We start from the raw sequence: 24898 nt of genomic DNA, 5'->3' as shown, positions 1-24898 counted from the left end.
TGTAAGTCACTTTTGAGAAAACAATGGAAGTTAAGTTCTTTGTGGTCACGACAGAGTCGACGAGCCGTCAGCCCGCGACACACCCTCACCCTCGCCGGGCAATACTTGCTGCTGCAGCTCGCCGTCCTCACCCTCGTACTCGGTGCCGTCGCCGCGATCTCGATCGAGCAATCCACCGACGAGTTTCGCGACCTGCGAGGAGCCCGGATGCTCTCCGTTGCCGAGAATCTGGCGTCGACTCCGATAGTGCGTGATCAGCTGGACGCTCCATTGGTCGAGCGAGTGCTCGCGCCCGACGTAGATCGGGCGGTCGCGCTCTCCGGCGCAACGCTGGCGGAAATTGTGTCCACCGACGGTGACGTGATCGTGTCGACCGATCCCAGCCGAATCGGTAGTGCAGCCGCCCTGGGAGACAGTGACGTTCTCGACGGCCGCGGGTGGTCGGGCGACATCGAATCTGCGGGCATCCGGTCCATTGCCGGCCACGTCCCCGTCCTGGCACCCGACGGTTCGGTCCTCGCCATCGTGACCGTGGCGGAGCGGTACCCGTCGACATGGACGCTGTTGTCCGAGTCCGGAGCTCGGCTGATCCTGTATCTCGCGATCGGCGCTGGGCTGGGTGCCGTGGGGTCGTGGCTGCTCTCGCGGCGCATTCGGCGACACACACTCGGTCTGGAGACAGCGGAGATCGCAAGCCTGGCCGACCATCGAGAAGCGTTGTTGCACAGCATTCGTGAGGGTGTGATCGCCGTCGGGAACGACGGCAAGATCACCGTCGTCAACGACAGCGCCTGCACCCTTCTCGAGCTCGATCCCACCGTCGTCGGCAAGCAGGTGGACGACGTGGGAATCGACGACGCGGTACTGGACGTTCTGAAGTCCGACGGCGAGGTGGCGGACTTCATCGTCACCACGGCGCACCGTGTTCTTGCACTCAACCGCCGCACAGCCACCAGCCGCGGACAGCACATCGGTACCGTCACCACGATGCGTGACAGCACCGAGCTCGCCTCGATGCAGAGTCAGCTGACGTCACACCGAAGTGTCACCGACACGCTGCGCGCTCAGACCCACGAGTTCGCCAATCAACTCCATACGATTTCCGGTCTGGCCCAGCTGGGCAGCTACGACGAGGTGACAGCCCTCGTCGGCACACTCACCCGCAGGCGCGCGGCGATCAGCGAGTCGATCACCGCGTACATTCACGATCCAGCGGTGGCAGCGCTACTCATCGCCAAAACGTCGTTGGCCGCAGAGATCGGCGTACGCCTGACGTTGGACCCGGCGTCCAACCTCAGACCGCTCGACCCCGCGATGTCGACGGACGTGATCACGGTGGTGGGCAATCTCGTGGACAACGCGTTGGACGCATCTCGTGAGTCCGGCGATCGTGCCATCACGGTCCTCATAGTCGACGCGGACGGCTTGGTCATCGATGTCACCGACTCGGGCCAAGGGGTACCCGAACACATGCGACAGTCGGTGTTCTCGCGGGGAGTGACCTCGAAACCCGACCTGCCCGGTGGACGCGGAATCGGTCTCGCGCTCGTCCGATTGGTCAGTACGCAACACGGCGGGACGGCGATGGTGGACGACGCCGCTGACGGGGGCGCTAGATTTCGAGTGCGCATTCCGTTACCGGAGCGAGAGAGCACAGGAGAACGATGATGGCGTTGGCAGGCGTTCTCGTGGTCGACGACGATTTCATGGTTGCCGACATTCATCGACGCTTCGTCGATCGAACGGACGGCTTTCGCGCAGTGGGCGTCGCTCACACCGCAGCCGCCGCTCTCGAGGCGGCCACCGAACTCCGCCCGGATCTGATTCTGCTCGACGTTCATCTCCCCGACGGCTCGGGCCTGGACGTACTGCGCGCCTTGCGTGCGGACAGCAATGCCGTCGACGTCATCATGATCACCGCTGCACGCGAACTGGACACCGTCAGCACAGCATTGAGCGGTGGCGCTGCGGACTACCTGATCAAACCGTTCGAGTACACGAACCTGCGCGACAAACTCGAGGCGTATCTTTCCCGCCGCAAGGCCCTCTCCTCGGACCGGTTGGACCAGGGCGTCGTCGACACCCTGTTCGGTCGAAGCAACGCTGCCGCAGAACGAGCACGATTGCCCAAGGGAATGTCCGCGGAGACGGGAAAATCGGTGCTCGACGTCATCACTCCCGGCATCGAACTGTCCGCGAGCGAGTGCGCCGATCTGGTCGGCATCTCGCGAGTCAGTGCACGGCGCTACCTCGAGCACTACCTGACCCACGAAGTTCTCGACATCAGGTTGCAGTACGGCAAGGCCGGAAGGCCGGAACGGCTGTACCGGCGTCGCTGACAGGCTTTCGATATCGCCAGCAGTAGCCGCGGGGGCGTGAGCAGTGGCATAGTTCCCCCGTGGCTCAGCTGAGGATGAACGGGCACCGTGTCTTGGTCGCAGACCTGACCGGTGACTCTCTGCGCGCGATGTCGGGTTCGATGGTTGCCTACGAAGGCGATGTCGCCTTCAAGAGCGCAGGCATGGGCGGTGGCGGCGGTTTCCGCGCCGCGCTCAAACAGAAGGTGACCGGCGAGTCGTTGTCGCTGATGGACGTGTCCGGCAAAGGCACCGTGTACTTCGCGGTCGACGCCCAGGACATCACTCTGGTCGAGGTGCAAGGCGACAACCTGCACGTCGAATCGTCTCAATTGCTTGCTCTCACAGGTCAATTGAAGACGGACGTGAAGTTCTCCGGCCTTCGTGGTGCGACATCGGGGCAGGGACTGTTCACCACAGTCGTCAGCGGCTCCGGGACGGTGGCGCTGCTGTCGAAGGGTGGGCCGATCATCGCGCTCGCCGTCGATCCGCAGTATCCGCTCGTCGTCGACCCCGACGCCTTCGTCGCCCATCGCGGACAGCTCAACCAGAGCTTCGTCACCGACGTCACGTGGCGCTCCGCCATCGGCGGCGGCAGCGGCGAGGCGTTCTCACTCCGCTTCGACGGCCAGGGCGTCGTCTACATCCAACCCGAGGAGCGCTGACGTGCCGCTCGAACTCGTCAACAGCAAAGTCGTCAAATCCGGTCTGGCACCGAATCAGAGTGTGCTCGCTCGTCGCGGATCGATGCTCTACTACACCGGCGACGTCCGGTTCGTCCCGCATTCCATGGGCGGCGGCGCGGGTGCCATGCCCGGCATGAGCGGCGTCGCGGGGATGGCCGGCCGCATGATGGCAGGCGAGCACGTGGCGATGATGGCCGCCGAGGGTCAGGGCGAGGTCTTCTACGGCCACGCCGGGCTGTACGTCGAAGTGATCCATCTCGACGGCTCGTCCATGCTCACCGTGGAAGCCGACCGACTCCTGGTGCACGACGGCTACCTGCAGAGTTCCATCGTTGCGCTCACCTCTCAGGGCGGGGTTCGCGGAGCAGTGCGCGGTGCCATGACCGGGCAGGGTCTGTTCACGACACAACTGACCGGCCAGGGCAGCGTCGCGGTCCTGTCGCATGGCGGCGCGACTCCGCTGCAGGTCGGGCCCAACAACCCCATGGTCGTGGTCGATCCGCAGGCGTACGTATGCCACATCGGCAACATCAACGTCGACATCTCCGCCAACGTCGGTTGGCGTGACGCCGTCGGCAAGGGCAGCGGCGAGGCGATTCAGTTGAAGATGACCGGCATGGGCACCGTGTGGGTGCAGGCGTCCGAGCAGAAGTTCTAGGGAGCGGCAATGAGTTTGGAGATTCACACCCCGTACACCCTGCCGGTCAACGACAACGTCCCCGGCAACGATTACGCGTTCTGCGTCGAACTCGCAGGCCAGCCGTGGTTCACGTCGAAGGGCGCGATGATCGCGTACTACGGCAATGTTCGCTTCGAACCGCTCGGGCAGACGTCCATGCCCGCCATCGTGGCGGCGCGGTTCTCGTCGCCGCTGTACTCGAACGACTGGGTGCTGGCGCAGGGGCAGGGCAAGCTGATCCTCGGCGATCGCGGGTTCAACATCAACAGCTACGACCTCGACGACGGCAACCTGACGATCCGAGCCGCGAATCTGCTGGCCTTCGAGCCGACTCTGGACCTCAAGCAGTCCATCGTGCCCGGCTTCCTGACCCTGCTCGGTACCGGCAAGTTCCTCGCCTCGTCCAACGGCACGGTCATGTTCGCCGAGCCGCCACTACGCATCGACCCGGAAGCGCTTGTCGGTTGGGCGGATTGCCCGTCGCCGTCGCATCACTTCGATGCCGCCTGGATGCAGAACTTCCTCGGCGCAGCACGCGGATTCCTCGGGGCCAACAGTGGGGAAGAGCGTCAGTTCGATTTCACCGGCGCGGGCACGGTGCTGATCCAGTCGAGCGAGAAGGTTCTGAACGACACCCATCTGTTGCGGCACATCGAATCGCAGACGGTCTCGCTCGGCCAGAACTCACTGCGGGCTCTGCACAACACCATCGGGGCCCGACTGCAGCAGTAGCTTCTCGTCCAATCGGAGAAAGCGCGCATACTGGAGTTTCACTCAGGAGGTAGCGCCATGGCCAACCAGGGACCCTTCGGATTCGGATCCGACGACTTCGACAAGTTCGCGCGTGAAGCAACCGAGGGCCTGCGCGAGGTGGTCGGCTCACTGTTCGCCAACACGGGAGCACCCAAAGCCCCGCCGGAGCCGGAAACCACAGGCCAGAAAGGTGATGGCGTCTGGGCGATCTACAGCGTCGACGATGCCGGCTCGGCGCAGGTCGATCAGCTCTACGCCACCGAACTCGATGCTCTCCGTGCACACAAGGACAACACCGACCCGCGTCGACGGGTTCGTTTCCTGCCCTACGGCGTGAGCGTCAGCGTTCTGGAGGCCTGAATCGGTACCTTTGATTCTCGTGACTACACAGCAGGATGCAATCTCGATTCCGTTGGGCCGACCCGTGTTCGTTCAGGCGCTGAGGTACACCGCACTGTTCGATCAGAAGCCGTTCGCCGAGGCGTTGTTGATCTACACCGACAACGGCGCGTACAAGATCATGTCTCCGGGGGAAGATCATTACGGCAGCTACGTCTCGTACACCGATCCCGCCGAGAGCCCTCGGCACGTGATCTTCCTGTCGTGGCCGTCGGAGGATTGGGGCCGCAACGTCGCCTCGCACACTCTGACGTTCAATCCTGACTCTGCAGCGTTCACGCAGGTACTCGTTCTGCCCGGTAGCCCAGTGCCGCGCTCGCAGTACGGCTATGCGCTGCCGATCGCCGGTCCGGAGAGTGTGGACATGACGGCTTCCTGGGATCAGGTCCGCGACACGTACGCCGAGACGTTCGAGGAGTTGGCGACGCTGGCTACGTAGCCGCGCCGCCGGCATCGACACCGAATGCCTCGATCGCATTCGCGGCCTGGTCGACGCCGCCGTGCGCGCGCACCTCTGCGCTGATCTCACGTGCGCGCGGCGCGAGTCCCCGGGCCTGTTCGACGGCGTCGCGCAGTCCTGTCGCCGTCACCCCGTCGAAGTCGACGTGCACTCCCACGTCGAGTTCGGCGAGCATCGCCGCATTGCCGAATTGGTCGACCGCCTGCGGTAGGGCAACTGTCGGTACGCCGAACCACAGGGCTTCGGTGCACCCACCCATTCCGGCGTGGGTGACGAACACGGTGGCGGCGTCGAGCACCGCGAGCTGCGGAACGTGTTCGTGGACTTCGACATTCGCGGGCAGTTCCCCAAGTACGGCGGGGTCGACGCGTCGGCCGATGGAGATCACCACGTGCCAGTCCGTGTTCGCGAACGTCTCGATGCACAGCCGGTAGAAGTCGGGGCGTTCGTTGTACCCGGTGCCGAACGATACGTAGAGAACGGGCCCCTCGGGCGCGGACCACGATCGGTCGTGCAGTCGCGCCGGATCGAGACATGGGCCGACGAACTGCACCGAGCTGGGGACTCGATCGGCGTTCGGCTGCATCACTTTCGGGATCAACGACAGGCAGTGCTCCGGGTACGTGATCCAGTCCCACGGGTCTGCGTCGATGTCGTTCTCTCGCAACCAGGTCGCATAGGTATCGCGATACGCAACGCCGGTTGTCGACTCGCGGATAGAGGTCATCCCGTCACCGAGATCCTCGACGTAGCCGTCCCAGGCGACATACGTGGGGGAGAGCTGCACGGCCGTCACGCCGTACCGGACGCCGAGAATCGGGGCGGTCAGGCCGCCGATGTCGTAGAGGATCACATCCGGCTGATCGTCGTCGTAGAACGCGGTGAGCGCGGGAAAGGACGCGATCGCTTCGTCGAGGAACACCTGCATCGCCGACGCCGGGTCGTCCGGCCAGGAGCCCTCCCCGTCGGGAAGTATCGAGGGGAACGCCACCACCTCCACTCCAGCGGGTTCGACCAGGTGCCGCAACGACTCGCCGACGGCATAGGTGACGCGATGCCCGCGTCGGACCAATTCGGCGACGACGGCGAGCGAGGGGTAGATGTGACTCGGTGCCGTCGTGCCGATCATCGCGAAGTGCATGCCGCTCACCGTAGGACGCGAAGAGGGCGCGGGGCTACCGGTTTTCGTTGGCGATCAGATCGAGCAGACCGGGGAATCGCTCTTCGAGCTCGTGGCGACGCAGCGTCACTTTGCGACTGTTTCCGCGATCGACCTGAAACACCAGGCCTGCCTCGCGTAGCACTCGAAAATGGTGCGTCAGAGTCGATTTGGTGACACCGAGCTCGAACGACATACACGTCCGCTCGGCTCCGTCGTCGTCGCCGACGAGTTCGGTGACCACCTGGCGACGCAACGGATCGGCCAACGCGGACATCACCGCACCCAGTTGCATTTCCTCGGGCTCGGGATGCCCGTCCTTGTCCGCCATGCGCTCCTCCTACAAGGTACGACTTGCGCCGTACCTTAAAACCTGGTCTAGTACGACAACCATCGTACCTACGGTTCAGGGGGACACATGAAAGCAGTGCTACCGGTCGTACTCGCGGCTCAATTCGTCGTACCGATGTCCATCTCGGGTACTGCACTCGCCCTCCCGGTCATCGCCGGCGACCTCGGCACCGATCCGACGCCTCTGCAGTGGGTCGTCAACGGCTTCAACATCGCGTTCGCGCTGTTCACCGTCGTCTGGGGCGCGGTGTCGGATCGAATCGGTCACCGCACGTCGTTCCGCATCGGGGTGGTGCTGACGGCCGTCGCGAGTGCGGTCAGCGCCGTCGCGCCGTCGTTGTACCTACTCGATGTCGCGCGGGTGTTCGCGGGCATCGGAGCCGCAGCGGTTCTGGTGGGCTCCACTTCCATTCTCTCGCTTCACTTCCACGGCGCGGCCCGAGCAACGGCGTTCGCACTGTTCGGCACCGTGAACGGTCTCGGTCTGGCACTCGGGCCCACCATCTCCGGGCTGCTCGTCGCGGCGTTCGAGTGGCGAGGCGTGTTCGCCGCACAGGCGGCCGTCCTGGCTGCGGCGGCCATCGGAACTGTCGCTCTGCCGGTTCTGCGAACCGAATCGACGGCGCAGCGCCTGCTCGATTTCTCGCTGCTGCGCAACCGCAGATTCCTGGCCCTGTGCCTCGTTCCGGTGGCCGGCGCCATCGGATTCGTCACGCTGCTCACGTATCTGCCCGCTGCGCTGAGCGCTGTCGCGTCGCTGACGCCGGGGCTTGCCGGAGTGTTCATGCTGGCCATGACCATCCCCGTTCTGCTCGCTCCGCTGACCGTTGCCCGCCTGAGCCGCATGTTCGACGCCGTCACCCCCACTCGCGTCGTGCTGGTCAGCCTCGGCTGCCTCGTACTCGGCAATCTGGGCATGTTGGCGCTGCAACCGGGTGTCCCGCTCGGTGCCGTCGTGGTCCCGATGATCGCGTTGGGGCTCGGATTCGGACTCCCGATCGGCTTGGTGGACGGCGAGGCACTGGCTGCGGTGCCGCCGCACAGCAGCGGTACCGCGGCGGGCGTGCTGAACCTGTTTCGCATCGGCAGCGAGGCACTCATGGTGGCCGGATATGCCTGGTTGCTGACCGTCCTGGTCCGCGGCGAGCTACCCGACCGAGCCGACGCCGACGCCGCGGCAGCCGGACGCCCCGGGTTTGCCGACGCCTACGCACACGCCTACACCGAGGTCGTGTCGATCGTCGTCGTAGCTCTCGTCGTGACCGCGGCGGTGATCTTCTCGCTGTTGCGAACACCACGCCGGGACGTATCGTCGGCCAATGTCCTTTCTGCAACCGGTGACCCTCACTGACGACCTCGTGACCCTCGAGCCGCTGAGCCGCGATCACCTCGAGGGGCTGTGCGATGCCGCCCGCGACGGCGAGCTCTGGAATCTCTGGTACACGAGCGTTCCGAAACCGGAAGACATGGCCGCAGAGATCGATCGCCGGCTGGGACTGCTCGACGCGGGAACCATGCTTCCATTCACTTTGCGGCGCAACGATACCGGGCAGATTCTCGGCGCGACGACCTTCTGCAACGTCGATGCGAACAACCGTCGCGTCGAGATCGGGTACACCTGGAATGCGCGCTCCGCCCACGGAACCGGTACCAACGCGTCGAGCAAACTGCTGTTGCTGACGCACGCTTTCGAGGAACTCGGTTGTATCGCGGTGGAATTCCGCACCCACTGGATGAACCTCCAATCGCGGACGGCCATCGCGAAACTCGGAGCCAAGCAGGACGGCATTCTGCGCAATCACCAACGCATGGCCGACGGTTCACTGCGCGACACCGTCGTGTTCTCGATCATCGAATCCGAATGGCCCGCCGTGCGCAACGAACTCCGTCGACGTACCGCACGGTAAGTTGAGCCCATGCGCGTGGATGGGCGGGACGTTCCCGTAGCGGGAAACCTGCTGCAGCCGCTGGTGAGAAGAACCAGTGACATCATTCGGGTCGTTGCCGCCTCGGTGTTCTTGAGCTTGGTCATCGCCGGCTCGCTCATCACCCGAAATCAGTGGGACGCACTCGAACAATCGGTGTCCAACATCGTCGGCGTGCTCAGCCCCGATCAGTCCAACGCCGTCTACATCGTGTACGGCGTCGCGATCCTCGCCCTCCCGTTCGGAGTGTTGATCGGGCTGATCGCCGGACGCAAATGGAAACTGTTGGCCGGGTATGCGGCAGCAGCTCTGATCGCCGCGCTGGCTCTGTCCATCACCGGTACCGGAATCTCGACTCCGACGTGGGACCTGGACGTGCCCGAGCGACTCGACACGTTCCTGTCACAATTCCTCGACGATTCGCGCTGGATCGCCATGCTCGCCGCGGCACTCACGGTGTCGGGCCCGGGCCTGCCCGCGCGGTGGCGTCGAGCATGGTGGGCACTGCTGCTCGCCTTCGTACCGATACACCTGGTGGTGTCCACGGTGGTCCCGGCCCGTTCGCTGCTCGGGCTGGCCGTCGGTTGGCTCGTCGGTGCGATCATCGTGCTGCTGGTCGGCACTCCGGCACTGGAGGTTCCACTCGACGCGGCCGTGCGCCTGTTCCGCAGCCGGGGCGTCGACGTCCGCAGCTTCACCGTCGTGCGCCCTGCGGGCCCGGGCCCGTTGGTGTTGAACGCACACACCCCGGACGCCGATGTGGTGGTCGAGCTCTACGGGCAGAACCAACGCAGTGGTGGTGCGCTGCGCCAGTTCTGGCGATGGATCACCCGCCGCGGCAGCGAGACAGCGCCGTTGCACGCGTCCATGCGCCGTGCCGTCGAGCATCGCGCATTGATGGGCCTGGCCATCAAGAGTATGAACGCCGCAGGCAGCGACCCGTTGGCGGTAGCAGCACTCGACCGCGGCTGGACGTTGTACGCGCACAGCCAGCCCATCGGCGATCCCATCGAGGCCGAGCTCGACGATGCCGCGCTCAGAGCTCTCTGGTCGGCTCTGAACACGTTGCACGAGAACCAGATCTCGCACGGTGACCTGCATCGGGGTGAACTGCGGCTCCACGACGGTGCCGCACTGTTCTGTGGGTTCGGGCACGCAGAACTCGGCGCGTCGGACGCCCAGATGCAATCCGACGTCGCACAGCTGTTACTCACCACCGCAGACCTTTTCGGCTCCCATCGCGCCGTGGCCACGGCCGTCGAGGTACTGGGAATCGACGTCGTGATCGCGGCGTCCGGTCGATTGACCAAGTCCGCCATCCCCCTTCGGGTGCGTCAGTCGGTTGCCGATGCCGGAAAGACGATGAAGTCCGTCCGGCTCGAAGTGCTCGAACAGACCGGTGCCGCGAGGATCGAGGCCGAGCAGGTCACTCGATTCAGCCGCAACCAGATCATCTCGCTCGTGTTGCTGATCGGATTGGTCTACGTCGCGTACCCGTTCATCAGTGCAGTTCCCGCGTTCGTCGTCGAATTGGGCTCGGTCGACTGGTGGTGGGCACTTCTCGGTCTGGCCGTTTCCGCACTGACCTACATCGGTGCGGGTGCCGCATTGTGGGCCTGCGCATTCGGCAAGGTCAGCTTCAGGAATCTGACGATCATGCAGGTAGCGAATACTTTTGCCGCGACCACGACACCTGCGGGTGTCGGCGGCCTGGCCCTGAGCGTTCGCTTTCTGCAAAAGGGTGGATTGGGTACCGTCCGCGCGACGGCCGCTGTGGCACTGCAACAGTCGGTTCAGGTGATCACCCATGTCAGCCTGTTGATCTTCTTCAGCGTCGTCGCCGGAACGTCGTCGGGGCTGTCCAACATGGTGCCGGGCAACACCGTGCTGTACCTCATCGCCGGCGTCGCATTCGGAGTCGTCGGGACCTTCATGTTCGTGCCCAAGCTGCGACTGTGGCTGAAAGTGGCCGTCCGGCCCCAGGTTGCCGAAGTGCTCACCGAGCTCGGCGAACTCGCCCGCGACCCGAAACGGTTCTCGATCATCATCCTGGGTTGCGCCGCAACCACTTTGGGTGCTGCGCTCGCCCTGTGGGCGAGTGTCGAGGCGTTCGGCGGCGGAACGACGTTCGTGACGGTGACAGTGGTGACGATGATCGGTGGCACATTGGCCTCGGCCGCCCCGACGCCGGGCGGTGTGGGGGCCGTGGAAGCAGCCCTCATCGGTGGGCTTGCCGCGTTCGGTCTCCCTGCCTCCATCGCAGTCCCGTCCGTGCTGCTCTACCGCGTACTGACCTGCTGGTTACCGGTGTTTCTCGGCTGGCCGACGTTGCGCTGGCTCACCAAGCACGACATGGTCTGAACGGCTGTATCCCCACTACGGGACCAGGTGTGGGTGCTAGCGTTCACGCAGGTTAGTGGCTGGTTCTACGGAGGGCGTCACCATTTCCGAACCGGGAGACTTCGCACCCACCGCGGAGGAACGCTGGGTGCGGCTGTTCATCAGCGGAATGACGCTCACATTCGGCCTCGCCGGGGCCCTGATGGTCCCCGCCGGTCAGTTCTCCAACCCCATGTCGATCGCCGTGCTCCTGGCGTCCGTCACCACGGTGCCGGTGGCGATTGCCTGGTACCTCCGGCCGTGGGCATCCCCGAGAATGGCGATCGTCTACATCCTCTACGCCGACGTCGGTATCGTGACCGTTCTGTTCGCCTTCCAAACCCACTTCGACGCGATGCCGGGCTGTGCGATGTTCTCGATCGTCGCAGCGTTCATCGTCGTCGCGAGCTCGCACCGTGTCATGTTGATTCACTTGGCAATCGGCGCACTCACCCTTGCGGGCCTCGCCGCTCTGGCTGTCTCGGAGGGCGCCGATCCATGGTCCACCACTTCTCGAATGGTCACCATCGGATCCCTCTACGCCGCACCCTTCATGATCAAGTCGTACATCGGTCAGCTGCGAACGAGCGCGGCGAGAGCATTACGAGATCCGTTGACCGGCCTGTGGAACCGACGTGGGCTGCTCGATACCGTCGACTCGTTGCGCCTGTCCCCAGCAGAGGATCGCGCACAGCAAGCGGTCGGAGTGACCGTCCTCGACATCGACCGGTTCAAGCACATCAACGACAAGTTCGGCCATCCCTCCGGTGACGCCGTGCTCGTCGAGGTCGCCCGTCGCCTGTCCTATGCGGTGGGGGACAAGTCCGCGGTCGCACGACTCGGCGGCGACGAGTTCGTGGTCGTCAGCGTTGGAACCAGAGAGTCGATCGCCGAATCGGACAACAGGATTCGCGCATCGCTGGAGGAATCGTTCGACGGCCCGCCGTTCACCACCAGTGTGGGCTCGGCCGTGGAGACGCCACCCGCCGACACCGGCCTACACGTACTGGTACGACGGTTGATCGCTCTCGCCGACATCGAGATGTATCGCTTCAAAGCACGGACCTCGGGAAAGTTTCCGGAGACGGGCCTGTCCGCAGCGGATGCCCGCGAACAGGCCAGGCACAGAATCGATGCGCTCATCGAATCCGGCGGTCCCGACATTTTCTTCCAGCCCATCTGCGACACGGTCACCGGTTCGACCGTCGGCTACGAGGCACTGTCGCGGTTCCCGTTCGGCCACGGATCGCCCCTGTCGTGGTACCGCGACGCAGCCGAGGCCGGCGTCGGTCCACGGCTCGAACGCGCAGCGCTGGAACAGGCACTGGCGGATGTTCACCTGCTGCCACCGGGGCCGTTCGTGTCGCTCAATGCGTCGGCCGACACCATCCGCACGACCGACCTACTCGACCGGTTGCGTCCGCATCTGGCAACCCGAACCTTCCACCTCGAGATCACCGAGCACGAACGCGTCGACGACTACCGTGCGGTGACCCGCGCCATCGAGAATCTGCGCGACGCGGGGGTTCAAATCTCCATCGATGACGTCGGAGCCGGATTCGCCGGTATGCGCCACATCGTCGAGCTCAGGCCCGACACCCTCAAAATCGATTACGCACTCGTGCACGGAATCGACCGGGACTCGTTCCGTCGCGCCGCGGCCACGGCGATCATCGACTTCGCCCGACAGATCGGTGCCGGCGTGATCATGGAGGGTGTCGAGACCGACGCGGAATTACGGGTGGCGGCCGATCTCGGTGCCGACATGGTGCAGGGGTTCCTCACCGGTCGACCACAACCGGCCACCGTGGCCGGTGGCCGGATCGACGAACCCGCTACACCGAGGAATCGACGGTGAATTTCGTCAACGACGGTGCTGCGGCGAGCAGCGGCGGCAATTCGACGATCTTGCCCGGTCCGGCGCGGAACTCGCGGTACTTCGCGTCGGCCTCCGCCGACTCCCACGTCTCGTGCGCGACGACGTGCGCTTCGTTCTCTTCGTCGACCCACACCTCGACACCGAGGCACCCCTCGAACGCGCGGGTGTCCGCGAGAACGGTCCGCAGCAGCGCCCGTGCTTCGGCAAGGGATTCGGGCTTGAACGTCAGATCCAACAGTGCAATGAGAGCCATACCGTCACCCTAGACCCGCTCCGCGAACGCGTCGCAGACTCATCTCAATCGCAGTGCCAGATAGAACTCGATCCGGTCCTCGAGGCGCGACAGGTCCCGTCCGGTGAGTTCCTCGATGCGCGCGATTCTGTATCGGACCGAGTTGACGTGCATGTGCAGGTGCTCGGCGCACCGTGTCCACGCACCATTGGTGTCGAGATACATCGACAGCGTGGCGATGAGATCGGTGTGGTGTTGGGCGTCGTACTCGGTGAGCGGGGCGAGCAGGCGAGCCGTGAACATGCGTCGAACGTCGTCGGGGACGTTGGCGAGAAGTATTGTCAACGTGGCGAGTTCGTCGTGCCCGACGACGGCGCAGTCGCCGCCCCGACGCTCGGCGAGGCGGCGGCCGTAGCGTGCCTCTTCGATCGCGCTCCGCAGATCACCGGGCGCGGCGGGAGCACTGACACCGATCGAGATGCCGCTTCCGGCCAACCCTGGCATCAGAGCACGGACCGCCGACCTGACCGCTTCGGTCCGGTCGGCTGCGGCGTCGATCAGCGCGATCGCCTCACCGTCGACAGTGGCGACGGTGATGTCGAGCGGAGCCACGATTTCGCCGAGCAGCGGTCGCAGCTCACCCAGCCGAACCGTCTCTCCCGATGTTGCGGCAGCGATTGCCGCATACCGAGTTTCGACGTCGAGACCGATGATGCCCATCTGCGCCACGATGTCGGTGGGCAACGCGCCACCGACGATCGATTTGACGAACTCCTGCGCCAGGATGGCCGAACCGGTGCGACGGTCATCGGCCCGGCTGCGTTCGACCGCGACGATCGCCGCCAGCTGCCCGGCCAGCGAGATCCTCGGCGCATCCCATGTCTGCCAATCACTTTCGAAGGCGACGAACCAGTCCACCACCCGAGGTGACGCCTCCCCGTCGACCGGAAAGATCGACACACGATGCTCTCGGCTGAATTTCGGTAGCCGAGCGGCGGTCATGAACTCCTGCGCGAGCGCCTCGGTGTCGGGTGGGCCGTCCGATCCGGCGAGGACGCGTCCCGACGACGTGACGACCCAGCACTTCATGCCCAGATCCGAACTCACCATGTCCAGCAGCGGACCGAGGCCTCCACCTGGCCCGGCGCTCGCCACCAGGCGACGATGCCGATCCAGCACGAGGCTCAGATCGGATGCTCGTGCCGTGGACAGCTGCCGGACGACGCTCTCGGTGACCGTCGCGAACGCGATGTCGGCCGGGACCCGGAACAGCGGCAGTCCGTGCTCGCGGCATGCGGCGACCAAGTCGTCGGGAACGACACCGCCGTCGGAGGCCGCCAGTGCCGACACGCCCGCCTTGGAGACCGCCCGGACGAAGGTCTGCGAATCCGCGGGCCCGGTCCGCCACATCAACCCGGTCAGCACCAGTTCTCCGCCGTTGAGGTACCGACTCGGATCGAGCATGTCGGTGGTGACGACCCACCGGATCGTCGGGTCGAAATGATCCGGTGTGACGATCGGCTGGAGCATCAGGTCGGGCAAATCGGCCAGATCACGCAACCGCACGGTGACATCGACCTCGCTCTTCGTAGGATCCTCCAAAAGTAGCACTGTGATCGTCGTCATACTTCGTCGTTCCTGTCCCTCGTTCGCAGCACCTCCGGCGGCTGTACTGGGTGAACACGACCGAAAGACACGTGAGCGGAGAGCAGCACGATGGAATTTCTACGACCACAGACCTGGAGCGACGCGTTGGCCGCCAAAGCCGACGACGTCGACGTCGTCCCTATTCAGGGCGGCACCGACGTCATGGTCGAGATGAACTTCGACCTGCACCGGCCGGGCGGATTGCTCGACCTGAACCCGATCACCGAACTCACCGAATGGGAAGAGCTCGCCGACGGCACCCTGCGCGTCGGGGCAGGCGTGCCGTACGTCCGCATCATTGCCGAGCTCGGCGATCGCCTTCCCGGGATAGCGCAGGCGTCGCGCACCGTCGGATCTCCGCAGATCCGCAATCGTGGCACCGTCGGCGGCAATCTCGGGGGCGCGTCACCGGCAGGCGATCTGCACGCGCCCCTGCTCGCTGCAGGCGCGACTGTGGAAGTGGAATCGGCCGAGCGCGGGGTGCGGATGATCCCTGCCACCGAGTTCTACGTCGGCGTCAAGCGCAATTCGTGCGAGCCGGACGAGTTGATCCGAGCCTTTCACGTTGCGCCGGCTGCTGGGCCGCAATACTTCTCGAAGATCGGCACCCGTAACGCGATGGTCATCGCCGTGTGCTCGTTCTCCATCGCACTGTTTCCACAGGACGGCCGCGTCGGCACCGGTCTCGGCTCCGCTGCGCCGACGCCGCGGCGGGCTTACGATGCCGAGAACTACCTCGCGGCCGAACTCGAGTGGGACGGTGCCCTCGATCCTCGGGTATCGGAGGGGTTCGGTCGGTTGGTCAGTGCGGCAGCAAGTCCCATCGACGACGTACGTGGCACTGCCGATTACCGCAAGCACGCCCTGTCCGTGATGGCCCGGCGAACGCTGGGCTGGGCATGGCGAGACCTGACAGCCGCACGGAAGGTGGCCTGAACATGCGAGTCAACTGCACCATCAACGGAAGAGACATGGAAGCCGACGACGTCTGGGAGGGCGAAAGTCTGCTGTACCTACTGCGCGAGCGCATGGGACTGCCCGGATCGAAGAACGCGTGCGAACAAGGGGAATGCGGTTCGTGCACGGTCTATCTCGACGGTATCCCGGCGTGCGCCTGCCTGGTGGCCGCCGGACAGGTCGAGGGCCGCGAGATCCGTACCGTCGAAGGCCTCGCCGACGGCGACAAGCTGGACCCGATGCAGGAGGCGTTCGTCGAGTGCGGAGCCGTCCAGTGCGGCTTCTGCACCCCCGGACTCGTAGTCCAGGCGCACGATCTCATCGAGCGTGTTCCCAACCCGTCGGACGTCGAGATTCGTGAGTCTCTCGCCGGAAACCTCTGCCGCTGTACGGGATACGAGAAGATTCTGGATGCAGTTCGGCTCGCTGCGACACGAAAGGCCGAGGCAAAATGACCACTGTCATCTCGGGTGCGTACATCGCACCCATCGTCGGTGACGAAATCCCGAACGGCTACCTCGTCGTCGAGGGCACCACGATCAGCGCCATCGGATCGGGCACGGCACCGATCATCCCCGGGGCCGAGACGATCGACGCCTCCGGCTGTCTCGTCACCCCCGGCCTGGTGAACACTCACCATCACCTGTACCAGTGGGCGTCCCAGGGCCTGGCCAAGGACAACACTCTCTTCGAATGGCTTGTCGCACTATACAAGCCATGGTCCAAGATGGACGCCGAGGTGGTCGGTGGTGCTGCCGCAGCCGGGCTGGGATGGCTCGCGAAATCGGGCTGTACCACCAGTACCGATCATCACTACATCTTCCCCCAGGGACGAGGCGACCTGTTCGCCGCCGAGATCGACGCGGCCCAGCGCATCGGTGTGCGGTTCCAACCGTGCCGCGGCTCGATGGACCGGGGTGTGTCCGACGGCGGATTGCCGCCGGACGAGGTGGTCGAGTCGCTCGACGACATCCTCACCGCTACCTCCGACGCCATCGACACCTATCACGATGCCTCCTTCGGTTCGATGCTGCGCATCGCGGTCGCGCCATGTTCGCCGTTCTCCATCAGCAAAGAGCTACTTGTGGAGTCCGCCGGGCTCGCTCGCGCGAAAGGTGTTCGGCTGCATACCCACTTGGCCGAGACCCTCGACGAGGAGGAGCACTGCCTGGCCCAGATGAACTGCACCCCGGTCGAATACATGGAGCAGGTCGGCTGGCTCGGTGACGACGTGTGGTTCGCCCACGCGGTCCACCTGCACGACTCCGACATCGCGAAGATGGCGGCCACCGGCACCGGCACTGCGCACTGCCCGAGTTCCAATGCACGTCTGGGCGCAGGCATCGCGCGGATCTCGGACCTGCTCGCGGCCGGCGCACCCGTCGGCCTCGGTGTCGACGGTTCCGCTTCGGCCGAGATGGTGCCGCTTGCCGGCGAGGTCCGCCAGGCGATGTACATGCAGCGAGCCAAGTACGGTCCGACAGCACTGACCGCGCGTCAGGCACTCGAGATCGGAACTATCGGCGGGGCAACGGTACTGGGCCGTCAGAGCGAGATCGGTTCGCTCGAGGTCGGCAAGCTGGCCGATATCGCGATCTGGCGCACCGACGGGTTCTACTCGGCCGTCGACGATCCCGTCGTGGCATTCGCGTACGGGCAGACACCTCCACTGGCTCGGTTGATGGTGGGCGGTCGAACGATCGTCGAGAACGATGTTCTGACCAGCGCCCCGCAGGACGAAATAGGCCGCGCCGGTGCCGATGCGCACCGTCGCCTCATGAAACTCGCGGAGGACGTGCTGTGAGCGCCCCGACCACTACACCCCGGCAAGTACCCGCCGATATCCCCGCCCCGGGCCGCGGTCGCGTAGGCGACAGCCCGCTCCGGCCCGACGGAACGTTGAAGGTCAAGGGCGAGTTCGCATATTCCTCGGATCTGTTCATCGACGGCATGCTCTGGGGCGCAACGCTTCGCAGCCCACATCCGCGTGCGAAGATCGTTTCGGTCGACATCTCGAAGGCGTTGGCAACGCCCGGCGTCGAGGCGGTGCTCACCCACGAAGACGTACCGGGACGCAAGTGCTTCGGACTCGACCACACGTGGGACCAGCCGGTACTGGCCTTCGACGAGGTACGGCACGAGGGTGAGCCCATTGCTCTGATTGCGGCCGATCATCCCGAAACCGCCAGGCGCGCAATGGAAAAGATCGTCGTGGTCTACGACGTGCTCGAGCCACTCACCGATGCTCGCCGCGCCGCTCTGGATCCGAACTACCCGAAGGTGCAAGAGCGCGGCGGAGTGGCGCGCCATCAGCCGGTGCGCGTCGGCAACGTCGCCACCGCCCGTGCCCGCGCGGATGTGATCGTCAGCAGCGACTTCGCCGTCGGGATCCAGGATCAGGCATTCCTCGGACCCGAATCGGGACTGGCTGTTCCGGCCGAGGACGGCGGAATCGACCTGTACGTCGCGACCCAGTGGATGCACAACGACCTCGCCCAGATCGGCCCGTGCCTCGGACTGCCCGAGGAAAAGATCAGGATGACGCTCGCCGGTGTCGGCGGAGCATTCGGTGGCCGCGAGGACCTCTCGATGCAGATCCATGCGGCGATGCTCGCCATGCACACCGGCAAGCCCGTCAAGATCGTCTACAACCGTTACGAGTCGTTCTTCGGGCACGTACACCGGCATCCGGCGCAGATGCATTACGAGTACGGCGCCACCCGTGACGGCAAGCTCCTGTTCGCCGACGTCGAGATCATCCTCGACGGCGGGGCGTACACCTCCGCTACCCTCAACGTCGTCGGCAATGCGGCATCGCTGGGCGTCGGACCGTACGTCATCCCCAACATCGAGATCGACGCGTACGGGGTGTACACCAACAACCCGCCGTGTGGCGCGATGCGCGGATTCGGCGCAGTGCAGGCATGTTTCGCGTACGAGTCGATGATGGACAAGCTCGGTGAGGCCTGCGGCATCGGACCCGTGGCGATCCGGCAGATCAACGCCGTCAGCCAGGGATCGATCCTGGCCACCGGCCAGGTCATCGAAGCACCAGCCCCACTGGCCGAGATGCTCGCGCGAGCCGAGGCCATGGAACTGCCTGCCCCCGTGGATGCGTCGGACATCCGTAATCTGCCGGGTGGGGCATCGCAGACCACCCACGGCGAAGGCGTCGTGCGCGGGATCGGATACGGCGTCGGCATCAAGAACATCTGCTTCTCCGAGAACTACGACGACTACTCCACCGCCCGCGTTCGACTGGAGGTGATCGGCGGTGAGGCAACAGCATTGGTCCACACCGCTGCCGCCGAGGTGGGCCAGGGACTCGTGACGCTGGAAGCGCAGATCGCGCGCACCGAACTCGGCGTCACGAAGGTCGTCATCCACCCGGCCGACACCAAGGTCGGCAACGCGGGATCATCCTCGGCATCGCGCCAGTCGTACATGACCGGCGGTGCCGTCAAGACCGCGTGCGAGGCCGTCCGCGAGGCGGTATTCGTCCTCGCCGGCCTCTACCTCGGACGTGCTGTGGCCGACCTGAGCCTCGACGGCGGCAAGATCGTCTCGACCACCGACGGCGTGCTGGCGACGATCGAGGATGTACTCGGCGACCGCGTCATCGAGCAGACGCGCGAATTCCACCATCGCCCCACCAGCGGAATGAATCCGGTGACCGGGCAGGGCGCGAGCCACACCCAGCTCGCCCTGTGTGTGCATCGCGCCGTGGTGGACGTCGACGTCGATCTCGGGCTCGTGAAGGTGGTCGAGATGGCCGCCGTCCAGGACGTCGGCAAGATCCTCAACCGACTCTCGCTCGAAGGCCAGATCCACGGCGGCACAGCCCAGGGACTCGGTCTTGCGGTGATGGAGGAGATCGTCGTCGTCGACGGTTTGGTGAAGAACCCGTCGTTCACCGACTACCTCATCCCGACGATTCTCGACATGCCGCCCATGAAGCTGGACATCCTCGAGAATCCGGATCCATTGGCACCGTATGGTCTTCGCGGTGCGGGCGAGCCACCCACCCTCTCGTCGACGCCGGCCGTCGTCGCTGCCATCCGAAACGCCACCGGGCTCGCGTTGACGCGCGTTCCTGTTCGACCCGAACACATCATCAACCCCTGATTCATTCGACGAAACCTTCCAGGGCACAACCGCACCGACGCCAACTCCCCCGGCACGTCGGCCCGGCCCGACGCCCGGCAAGGTTGATCACGCCCTGGGAGGGCCGATCATGACCGATGTACACATACCCAGCACCCGTCGGAGCGGACGAGGTCGATCCCAGATCGACAAGTTCTTCGACATCACGGGACGTGGCTCCACCATCTCGCGCGAGATCCGCGGTGGTGTGACCACATTCGTGGCCATGGCGTACCTGATCGTTCTCATTCCGTTGATCATCGGCGATGCCCGTGACGTCACGGGTGCGACGCTCGATGCGGCACAACTGTCGACGATGGTCGCTCTGTCCGCCGGCCTGACGACGATCCTGATGGGAGTTGTCGGAAACGCGCCCCTCGCGATGGCAGCCGGACTCGGTGTGACGCCCATCGTGGTGTTCCAGGCAGCGCCGTACATGACGTGGCCGCAGGCGATGGGTCTGGTGGTGCTGGAAGGCGTCGTCATCGTCGTCTTCGCACTCACCGGGGTCCGGCAGCTCATCATGGACGCAATTCCCCTGGTGCTCAAGCAGGCGATCGGGGTCGGCATCGGTGCGTTCATCGCCCTTATCGGACTGGTCGACGCCGGTTTCGTCGGTCATCACGAAGCCGCCTCCACCGCAGTCACTCTCGGCACGTTCGGCAAGTTGGCCGGGTGGCCCGTGTTCGTGTTCTGCGTCGGTCTGATCCTGATGATCATGTTGTTCGTCCGCCGAGTGCCCGGTGCGATGCTGATCGGGATCTTCGTCGCCACCAATCTGGCGATCGTACTCAATGCCGTCTTCGACATCGATCCGAAGGCGTGGGGGCCGGTCGTGCCCAAGGTGCCCGATTCCGTCGTCGCCACACCACAATTCGATCTGTTGTTCAACGTCGACTTGTTCGGCGGGTTCGCCCGAGCAGGTGTCGTGACGGCCTCGGTCGTCCTGTTCACGCTCGTACTCTCCGGATTCTTCGACGCCATGGGCACTATCCTCGGAGTCGGGGAAGAAGCGGGCCTGGTCGACAAGCAGGGCAAGATGCCAGGGTTGAGCCGCATTCTGACCGTCGACGGCATCGGAGCCATCGTCGGCGGTGCGATCAACGGTTCGGCGAACACCGCCGTGGTGGAATCCGCGGCCGGTGTGACCGAGGGTGCGAGAACCGGTCTCGCCAGTATCGTGACCGGTGGCATGCTGACTAGCTTGATCTTCTTCACGCCACTGGCGGGGGTCGTACCGGTGGGTGCAGCCGCTCCTGCTCTGGTTCTGGTCGGTGCACTGATGATGACGCACGTCCGCAAGATCGATTGGCAGAACACCGATATCGCGATTCCTGCCTTCCTGACGATCGTGCTGATGCCCTTCACGTACTCGATCACCGTGGGAGTTGCCGCTGGCGTCATCTCGTACACCGTCGTCCGGCTCGCCAAAGGCAAAGCACGCGAGACGCATTGGTTGCTGTATCTGATGTCGGGAATCTTCCTGGTCTACTTCGCCCTGCATCCCATCGAAGAAGCGTTGGGAATCTCGTAACGTGAAAGAGATCGTCGATCGTCTGACCGCCTGGGACCACGCAGGCATTGCCTACGCGGTGGCGACGGTCATCGCGGTATCCGGAAGTGCCCCTCGGCTTCCGGGTGCCGCGATGGCGGTGTGCGCCGACGGGGAGGCAGTCGGCAGTGTCTCCGGTGGCTGCGTCGAAGGCGCTGTGTACGAGCTGTGTCGCGAGGTTCTCGAAACCGGCGAGTCCAAGCGAGAGTCGTTCGGCTACAGCGACGTCGACGCTTTTGCGGTCGGGCTGACTTGTGGGGGAGTGATCGAGGTGTTCGTTCGCCTCGGGCCTCCGCGGGCCGTGTTGGCAGCCGTTGCGTCGGACACTGCAGTGGCGACGGTGACGATGCTCGCCGGGGCCGGGCAGTCGCTTGCGGTCTCGTCCTCGGCAACCATGGGTACCACCGGTTTTTCGGACGTCGATGCAGTTGTCGTCGGCGAGGCGTTGGCGATGCTGGAGTCCGGGGGTACCGGCATCCGCTCGGTGCGGTGTCGGCCGGATCTCGACGTGTTCGTGCAGTCCTACGCCACCGCCCCGCGGCTGCTGATCTTCGGAGCCATCGATTACGCCGCAGCGCTGGCGCGTGTCGGAAAGTTTCTCGGATACCTCGTCACGGTCTGTGATGCACGACCAGTATTCGCCACTGCTGCACGATTTCCCGATGCCGACGAGGTGGTCACCGAATGGCCGCACAGCTACTTGGCACGTACGACTGTCGATGCCCGCACGGTGATCTGCGTACTCACTCACGACGCCAAATTCGATGTGCCGCTGCTCGAGGTGGCCCTGCGCCTGCCGGTGGCGTTCGTAGGGGCAATGGGATCGCGTCGGACCCATGAGGATCGCGCGGCCCGATTGCGTGACGTCGGATTGACCGAGCAGGAGCTCGCACGATTGAAGTCGCCCATCGGCTTGGACCTGGGAGCCCGAACGCCCGAGGAAACTGCGCTGGCCATCGCGGCGGAATTCGTCGCGGCCAGACGCGGGGGTAGTGCGCTGCCATTGACGCACACCGCCGGCCCGATCCACCACGACGCCGAGACTGCCGAATACGCTTAGGCCCACATCACACCCCCACGCACTCCGCCCGGACAGAGCGCCTGCTCAAAGGCCTGAGTCAGGCAAATCTGTTTCTTGTCGGTAGGTCGAGATACGCTTTCCCCAGTTCGAACACATGTTCTTAATTGTTGCTCACCGGGGGGTGAAAAATGGGTGCAGTACCGACCGTGTCGCTGGAGGCGTTGACCGCTGCCGCGCGGGAAGAGAATCGGCATGCGGCCCGAAAGATCGCTGCCTGCTACGACTTCCACCTCACCTGCATCGCGCAGGATGCGAAGCATCGGCAGTACAGCCGGTACGGACGCACCGAACTCGCTGTCGCGTTGGGATGCTCGGCGACGGTCGCCGAGGCCTACATCTCTGCCGGGGTTGCCCTGCGCACCCGTCTGCCGAAGCTTCGGGGAGAATTCGAGGCCGGGGAGATCGACCTTCCGCGAGTGAGGGTGGCGTGCCGGATTCTCGACAACCTCTCCGACGACATCGTGAAGTCGGTCGAGGACGAGATCGTCGAGGCGGCCCGCCGGTCGTCACCGGGTCCACTGGAGAAGGAGATCTGGGACATTCTGCTCCGGGTCGCACCGGAGGAAGCGGCAGCGTTGCGGGAGTTCGCGAAGAAGTTCCGCAATGTTTCGTACGCCCCAGCTGGGGAATTGGCCCGGATCCGAGCAGAATTGACCGCCCCCGAAGCCGCAGCCGCATGGCAGCTCCTGGAGGAAATGGCCGACACGCTCTGCCCGAAAGACCCCCGCGGCAAACAGGAACGACTGTGCGATGCGTTCATGGCCCGGATGCACGGAGAACCCCGGCTGGCATGCCTGTGCCAACGCGCGGACTGCCCGAAGACCGAGACCGAGACCGAGACCGAGACCATATTGCCGGATCGTCGGGTGCCGTTGACGATGATCACCGTCGACATCGCCACTCTCATCGGACTGTTGGCGAATCCTGCGTATCTGGCCGGGCACGGTTCCATCGATCCTGATCTGGCACGAGAGTTGGCCCGCAACAGCCAGTGGCAGATCCTGCTCACCGAAGCAGTGACCCTTGCAGAGAAACTCGGACTGGCGGTGCAGAACTCGGAGACCGGGGAGTGGGAACGACGATCGAACAGTGAGAAGGCGGGAGCTGCAACAGGACCCGAGACGGGAACAGTGGCGGAAACCGACGAAGACGCGGACGCGGACTCGGCTGCAAATGCTGATGCTCATGAGGGAATGCGGTCGGCCACGGATTCGGGTAGGCAGGCTGATTCCTCGACCGAACCGACTTCTGCCAGTTCACCTGCCCCTGCAACAGACAGCACTTCATCACCGGCACTGTCAGACGATGTCGACGAGTTCGGCGATGCTGGGGTAAGCAACGAGTCCGACGAGTCCGCACCCGTACCTGCAGCCGACCCATCGATGACTCCCGACGCAGGTGCGGCCGATCCTGTACGGAAGCACGCAGCAACACGCGCAGGGGCACAGGTGACCGACCCGCTAGCGGAGGCAACATCGGAGACCGGCCATGAGGGAGCTGCGTCGTCCGACCAGCGCCGCCAGGCATCGCTGGCCTCCGCTGCAGCCCTGTTCTGCACCCACACACCCGTCGGCAAAGGCACACGGCACAGCTCTGCCCTCGATCTGCCCTCCGCGATCCAGCGCAGCAACCGGACAACCCCCGCAGCAGGCCACGCACCCGCCAACCGCACGCCCTCCGGCATCTACCTCGGCAACGCGTCCCTCGCCGCGGCCCTCGAAGCCGCCATCGCCGCTGACCCGGCCCTCGGAAAGTCCGTCCGACGCGACCCACTCACCGACCGCGCCCTGATCTATCGGCCCGACGCCCTCACCGCCGCCGCAGTACGCCTGCGCGATCGGCACTGCCGCTTTCCCGGCTGCCACCGACCCGCGGACCGCTGCCAACTCGACCACGTGATCCCGTTCGACCACGCCAACCCGTTGGGCGGCGGCTGGACCACCGTCAACAACCTTCAATGCCTGTGCGAGTTCCACCACAGCGTCAAGACCGCAGGCTACTGGAAGGCAGTCATGCTCCCCGGCGGTGCCATCTTGTGGACATCGACATCGAAGAACACTCGAATCACTCTGTCCGCCAACGGAACATCCGTACCTATCCTCGGCAACGGCCTCCGGCCCTGCATCCCTACCAAACCCAGACGATCCGGCATCATCGCCTATCCCGACCCACCCGACAATCTCGAGCCGGAGCCGGTGCCGGACCCGAATAGCGAAGGGCCTCCACCATTTTGAACGGGTTCACACCAAGAAGAGAGGT

At 64.8% G+C, this 24898-nt stretch carries 22 protein-coding genes; 18 read left to right on the top strand and 4 right to left on the bottom strand.

Translation table 11 applies throughout. From position 1 onward, the window contains the following. The first annotated feature begins 39 nt into the window (after positions 1-39). The 7 genes from CH268_RS03630 (at position 40) to CH268_RS03600 (ending at position 5313) form a co-directional block, all read left to right on the top strand. Positions 40-1668, top strand: a complete 1629-nt coding sequence (locus CH268_RS03630) for a sensor histidine kinase (RefSeq protein ID WP_255182271.1) — start codon at positions 40-42, stop codon at positions 1666-1668. A 5-nt stretch (positions 1669-1673) separates the two neighbouring features. Then, positions 1674-2339 carry a response regulator gene (locus tag CH268_RS03625; RefSeq protein ID WP_094662443.1) on the top strand — a complete coding sequence of 222 codons (666 nt, stop codon included), beginning with the start codon at positions 1674-1676 and terminating at the stop codon, positions 2337-2339. Between the two features lie 74 nt (positions 2340-2413). Then, the gene (locus CH268_RS03620; protein ID WP_027495163.1) at positions 2414-3022 is read left to right on the top strand and encodes an AIM24 family protein; all 609 of its coding nucleotides are present in this window, start codon (positions 2414-2416) and stop codon (positions 3020-3022) included. Position 3023: 1 nt separating this feature from the next. Beyond that, complete coding sequence (locus tag CH268_RS03615) at positions 3024-3701, top strand: AIM24 family protein (protein WP_094662270.1); 678 nt, start codon at positions 3024-3026, stop codon at positions 3699-3701. A 9-nt stretch (positions 3702-3710) separates the two neighbouring features. Continuing rightward, positions 3711-4454 (top strand): AIM24 family protein, encoded by a 744-nt coding sequence (locus tag CH268_RS03610; protein WP_032367735.1) that lies wholly within the window; start codon positions 3711-3713, stop codon positions 4452-4454. A 57-nt stretch (positions 4455-4511) separates the two neighbouring features. After that, complete coding sequence (locus CH268_RS03605; protein ID WP_048318840.1) at positions 4512-4835, top strand: hypothetical protein; 324 nt, start codon at positions 4512-4514, stop codon at positions 4833-4835. 19 nt (positions 4836-4854) lie between these two features. Continuing rightward, positions 4855-5313, top strand: coding sequence for a hypothetical protein (locus CH268_RS03600; protein WP_032373489.1), 459 nt, complete (start codon positions 4855-4857; stop codon positions 5311-5313). Here CH268_RS03600 and CH268_RS03595 read toward each other — a convergent pair. Both CH268_RS03595 and CH268_RS03590 read right to left on the bottom strand, forming a co-directional pair. Further along, positions 5306-6475, bottom strand: a complete 1170-nt coding sequence (locus CH268_RS03595; protein ID WP_094662445.1) for a macrolide family glycosyltransferase — start codon at positions 6473-6475, stop codon at positions 5306-5308. The genes CH268_RS03600 and CH268_RS03595 overlap by 8 nt on opposite strands. Before the next feature lie 34 nt (positions 6476-6509). Next, positions 6510-6824 carry an ArsR/SmtB family transcription factor gene (locus tag CH268_RS03590; RefSeq protein WP_027495157.1) on the bottom strand — a complete coding sequence of 105 codons (315 nt, stop codon included), beginning with the start codon at positions 6822-6824 and terminating at the stop codon, positions 6510-6512. An 87-nt stretch (positions 6825-6911) separates the two neighbouring features. On the opposite strand from CH268_RS03590, the gene CH268_RS03585 reads away from it, so the two are divergent. The 4 genes from CH268_RS03585 to CH268_RS03570 are packed head-to-tail and all read left to right on the top strand — an operon-like array spanning position 6912 to position 13006. Then, on the top strand, positions 6912-8195 hold the full coding sequence (locus CH268_RS03585; RefSeq protein ID WP_094662272.1) for an MFS transporter: 1284 nt from the start codon (positions 6912-6914) through the stop codon (positions 8193-8195). Then, complete coding sequence (locus CH268_RS03580) at positions 8164-8751, top strand: GNAT family N-acetyltransferase (protein WP_032367733.1); 588 nt, start codon at positions 8164-8166, stop codon at positions 8749-8751. The genes CH268_RS03585 and CH268_RS03580 overlap by 32 nt, the downstream gene beginning before the upstream one ends. A gap of 9 nt (positions 8752-8760) precedes the next feature. After that, positions 8761-11130: a lysylphosphatidylglycerol synthase transmembrane domain-containing protein gene (locus tag CH268_RS03575; RefSeq protein ID WP_094644083.1), complete on the top strand. Its 2370-nt coding sequence runs from the start codon at positions 8761-8763 to the stop codon at positions 11128-11130. Positions 11131-11185: 55 nt separating this feature from the next. Then, complete coding sequence (locus CH268_RS03570; protein WP_255182272.1) at positions 11186-13006, top strand: bifunctional diguanylate cyclase/phosphodiesterase; 1821 nt, start codon at positions 11186-11188, stop codon at positions 13004-13006. On the opposite strand, the gene CH268_RS03565 is transcribed toward CH268_RS03570, so the two are convergent. Continuing rightward, entirely contained in the window at positions 12984-13280 is a 297-nt protein-coding gene (locus CH268_RS03565) for a putative quinol monooxygenase (RefSeq protein WP_032367731.1), read from the bottom strand. The genes CH268_RS03570 and CH268_RS03565 overlap by 23 nt on opposite strands. A gap of 39 nt (positions 13281-13319) precedes the next feature. Continuing rightward, positions 13320-14885: a PucR family transcriptional regulator gene (locus CH268_RS03560; protein WP_094662274.1), complete on the bottom strand. Its 1566-nt coding sequence runs from the start codon at positions 14883-14885 to the stop codon at positions 13320-13322. A gap of 90 nt (positions 14886-14975) precedes the next feature. On the opposite strand from CH268_RS03560, the gene CH268_RS03555 reads away from it, so the two are divergent. The 7 genes from CH268_RS03555 (at position 14976) to CH268_RS03525 (ending at position 24873) form a co-directional block, all read left to right on the top strand. Then, positions 14976-15842, top strand: a complete 867-nt coding sequence (locus CH268_RS03555) for an FAD binding domain-containing protein (RefSeq protein ID WP_094662276.1) — start codon at positions 14976-14978, stop codon at positions 15840-15842. 2 nt (positions 15843-15844) lie between these two features. Next, entirely contained in the window at positions 15845-16318 is a 474-nt protein-coding gene (locus CH268_RS03550) for a (2Fe-2S)-binding protein (RefSeq protein WP_032402213.1), read from the top strand. Further along, positions 16315-17667: an 8-oxoguanine deaminase gene (locus CH268_RS03545; RefSeq protein WP_094662278.1), complete on the top strand. Its 1353-nt coding sequence runs from the start codon at positions 16315-16317 to the stop codon at positions 17665-17667. The genes CH268_RS03550 and CH268_RS03545 overlap by 4 nt, the downstream gene beginning before the upstream one ends. Further along, complete coding sequence (locus CH268_RS03540) at positions 17664-19988, top strand: xanthine dehydrogenase family protein molybdopterin-binding subunit (protein ID WP_255182273.1); 2325 nt, start codon at positions 17664-17666, stop codon at positions 19986-19988. Before CH268_RS03545 ends, CH268_RS03540 begins: the two co-directional genes overlap by 4 nt. A 109-nt stretch (positions 19989-20097) precedes the next feature. Next, positions 20098-21540, top strand: a complete 1443-nt coding sequence (locus tag CH268_RS03535; protein WP_094662280.1) for an NCS2 family permease — start codon at positions 20098-20100, stop codon at positions 21538-21540. Between the two features lies 1 nt (position 21541). Further along, entirely contained in the window at positions 21542-22618 is a 1077-nt protein-coding gene (locus tag CH268_RS03530) for an XdhC family protein (RefSeq protein ID WP_217900892.1), read from the top strand. A gap of 149 nt (positions 22619-22767) precedes the next feature. Continuing rightward, positions 22768-24873, top strand: coding sequence for an HNH endonuclease signature motif containing protein (locus tag CH268_RS03525; protein ID WP_094662282.1), 2106 nt, complete (start codon positions 22768-22770; stop codon positions 24871-24873). Positions 24874-24898 lie beyond the last annotated feature (25 nt).

Source organism: Rhodococcus sp. 06-1460-1B, assembly GCF_002258475.1.
In the GTDB taxonomy this organism is placed as follows: domain Bacteria; phylum Actinomycetota; class Actinomycetes; order Mycobacteriales; family Mycobacteriaceae; genus Rhodococcoides; species Rhodococcoides fascians.
This window is presented reverse-complemented; position numbering and strand designations above follow the sequence as displayed.

Bases quoted from the DNA above. Each gene is read 5' to 3' on its own strand.
- CH268_RS03620 (WP_027495163.1), top strand. From the start codon at position 2,414: ATGAACGGGCACCGTGTCTTGGTCGCAGACCTGACCGGTGACTCTCTG.
- CH268_RS03610 (WP_032367735.1), top strand. From the start codon at position 3,711: ATGAGTTTGGAGATTCACACCCCGTACACCCTGCCGGTCAACGACAAC.
- CH268_RS03605 (WP_048318840.1), top strand. From the start codon at position 4,512: ATGGCCAACCAGGGACCCTTCGGATTCGGATCCGACGACTTCGACAAG.
- CH268_RS03595 (WP_094662445.1), bottom strand. From the start codon at position 6,475: ATGCACTTCGCGATGATCGGCACGACGGCACCGAGTCACATCTACCCC.
- CH268_RS03590 (WP_027495157.1), bottom strand. From the start codon at position 6,824: ATGGCGGACAAGGACGGGCATCCCGAGCCCGAGGAAATGCAACTGGGT.
- CH268_RS03585 (WP_094662272.1), top strand. From the start codon at position 6,912: ATGAAAGCAGTGCTACCGGTCGTACTCGCGGCTCAATTCGTCGTACCG.
- CH268_RS03580 (WP_032367733.1), top strand. From the start codon at position 8,164: ATGTCCTTTCTGCAACCGGTGACCCTCACTGACGACCTCGTGACCCTC.
- CH268_RS03575 (WP_094644083.1), top strand. From the start codon at position 8,761: ATGCGCGTGGATGGGCGGGACGTTCCCGTAGCGGGAAACCTGCTGCAG.
- CH268_RS03565 (WP_032367731.1), bottom strand. From the start codon at position 13,280: ATGGCTCTCATTGCACTGTTGGATCTGACGTTCAAGCCCGAATCCCTT.
- CH268_RS03560 (WP_094662274.1), bottom strand. From the start codon at position 14,885: ATGACGACGATCACAGTGCTACTTTTGGAGGATCCTACGAAGAGCGAG.
- CH268_RS03555 (WP_094662276.1), top strand. From the start codon at position 14,976: ATGGAATTTCTACGACCACAGACCTGGAGCGACGCGTTGGCCGCCAAA.
- CH268_RS03550 (WP_032402213.1), top strand. From the start codon at position 15,845: ATGCGAGTCAACTGCACCATCAACGGAAGAGACATGGAAGCCGACGAC.
- CH268_RS03545 (WP_094662278.1), top strand. From the start codon at position 16,315: ATGACCACTGTCATCTCGGGTGCGTACATCGCACCCATCGTCGGTGAC.
- CH268_RS03535 (WP_094662280.1), top strand. From the start codon at position 20,098: ATGACCGATGTACACATACCCAGCACCCGTCGGAGCGGACGAGGTCGA.
- CH268_RS03525 (WP_094662282.1), top strand. From the start codon at position 22,768: ATGGGTGCAGTACCGACCGTGTCGCTGGAGGCGTTGACCGCTGCCGCG.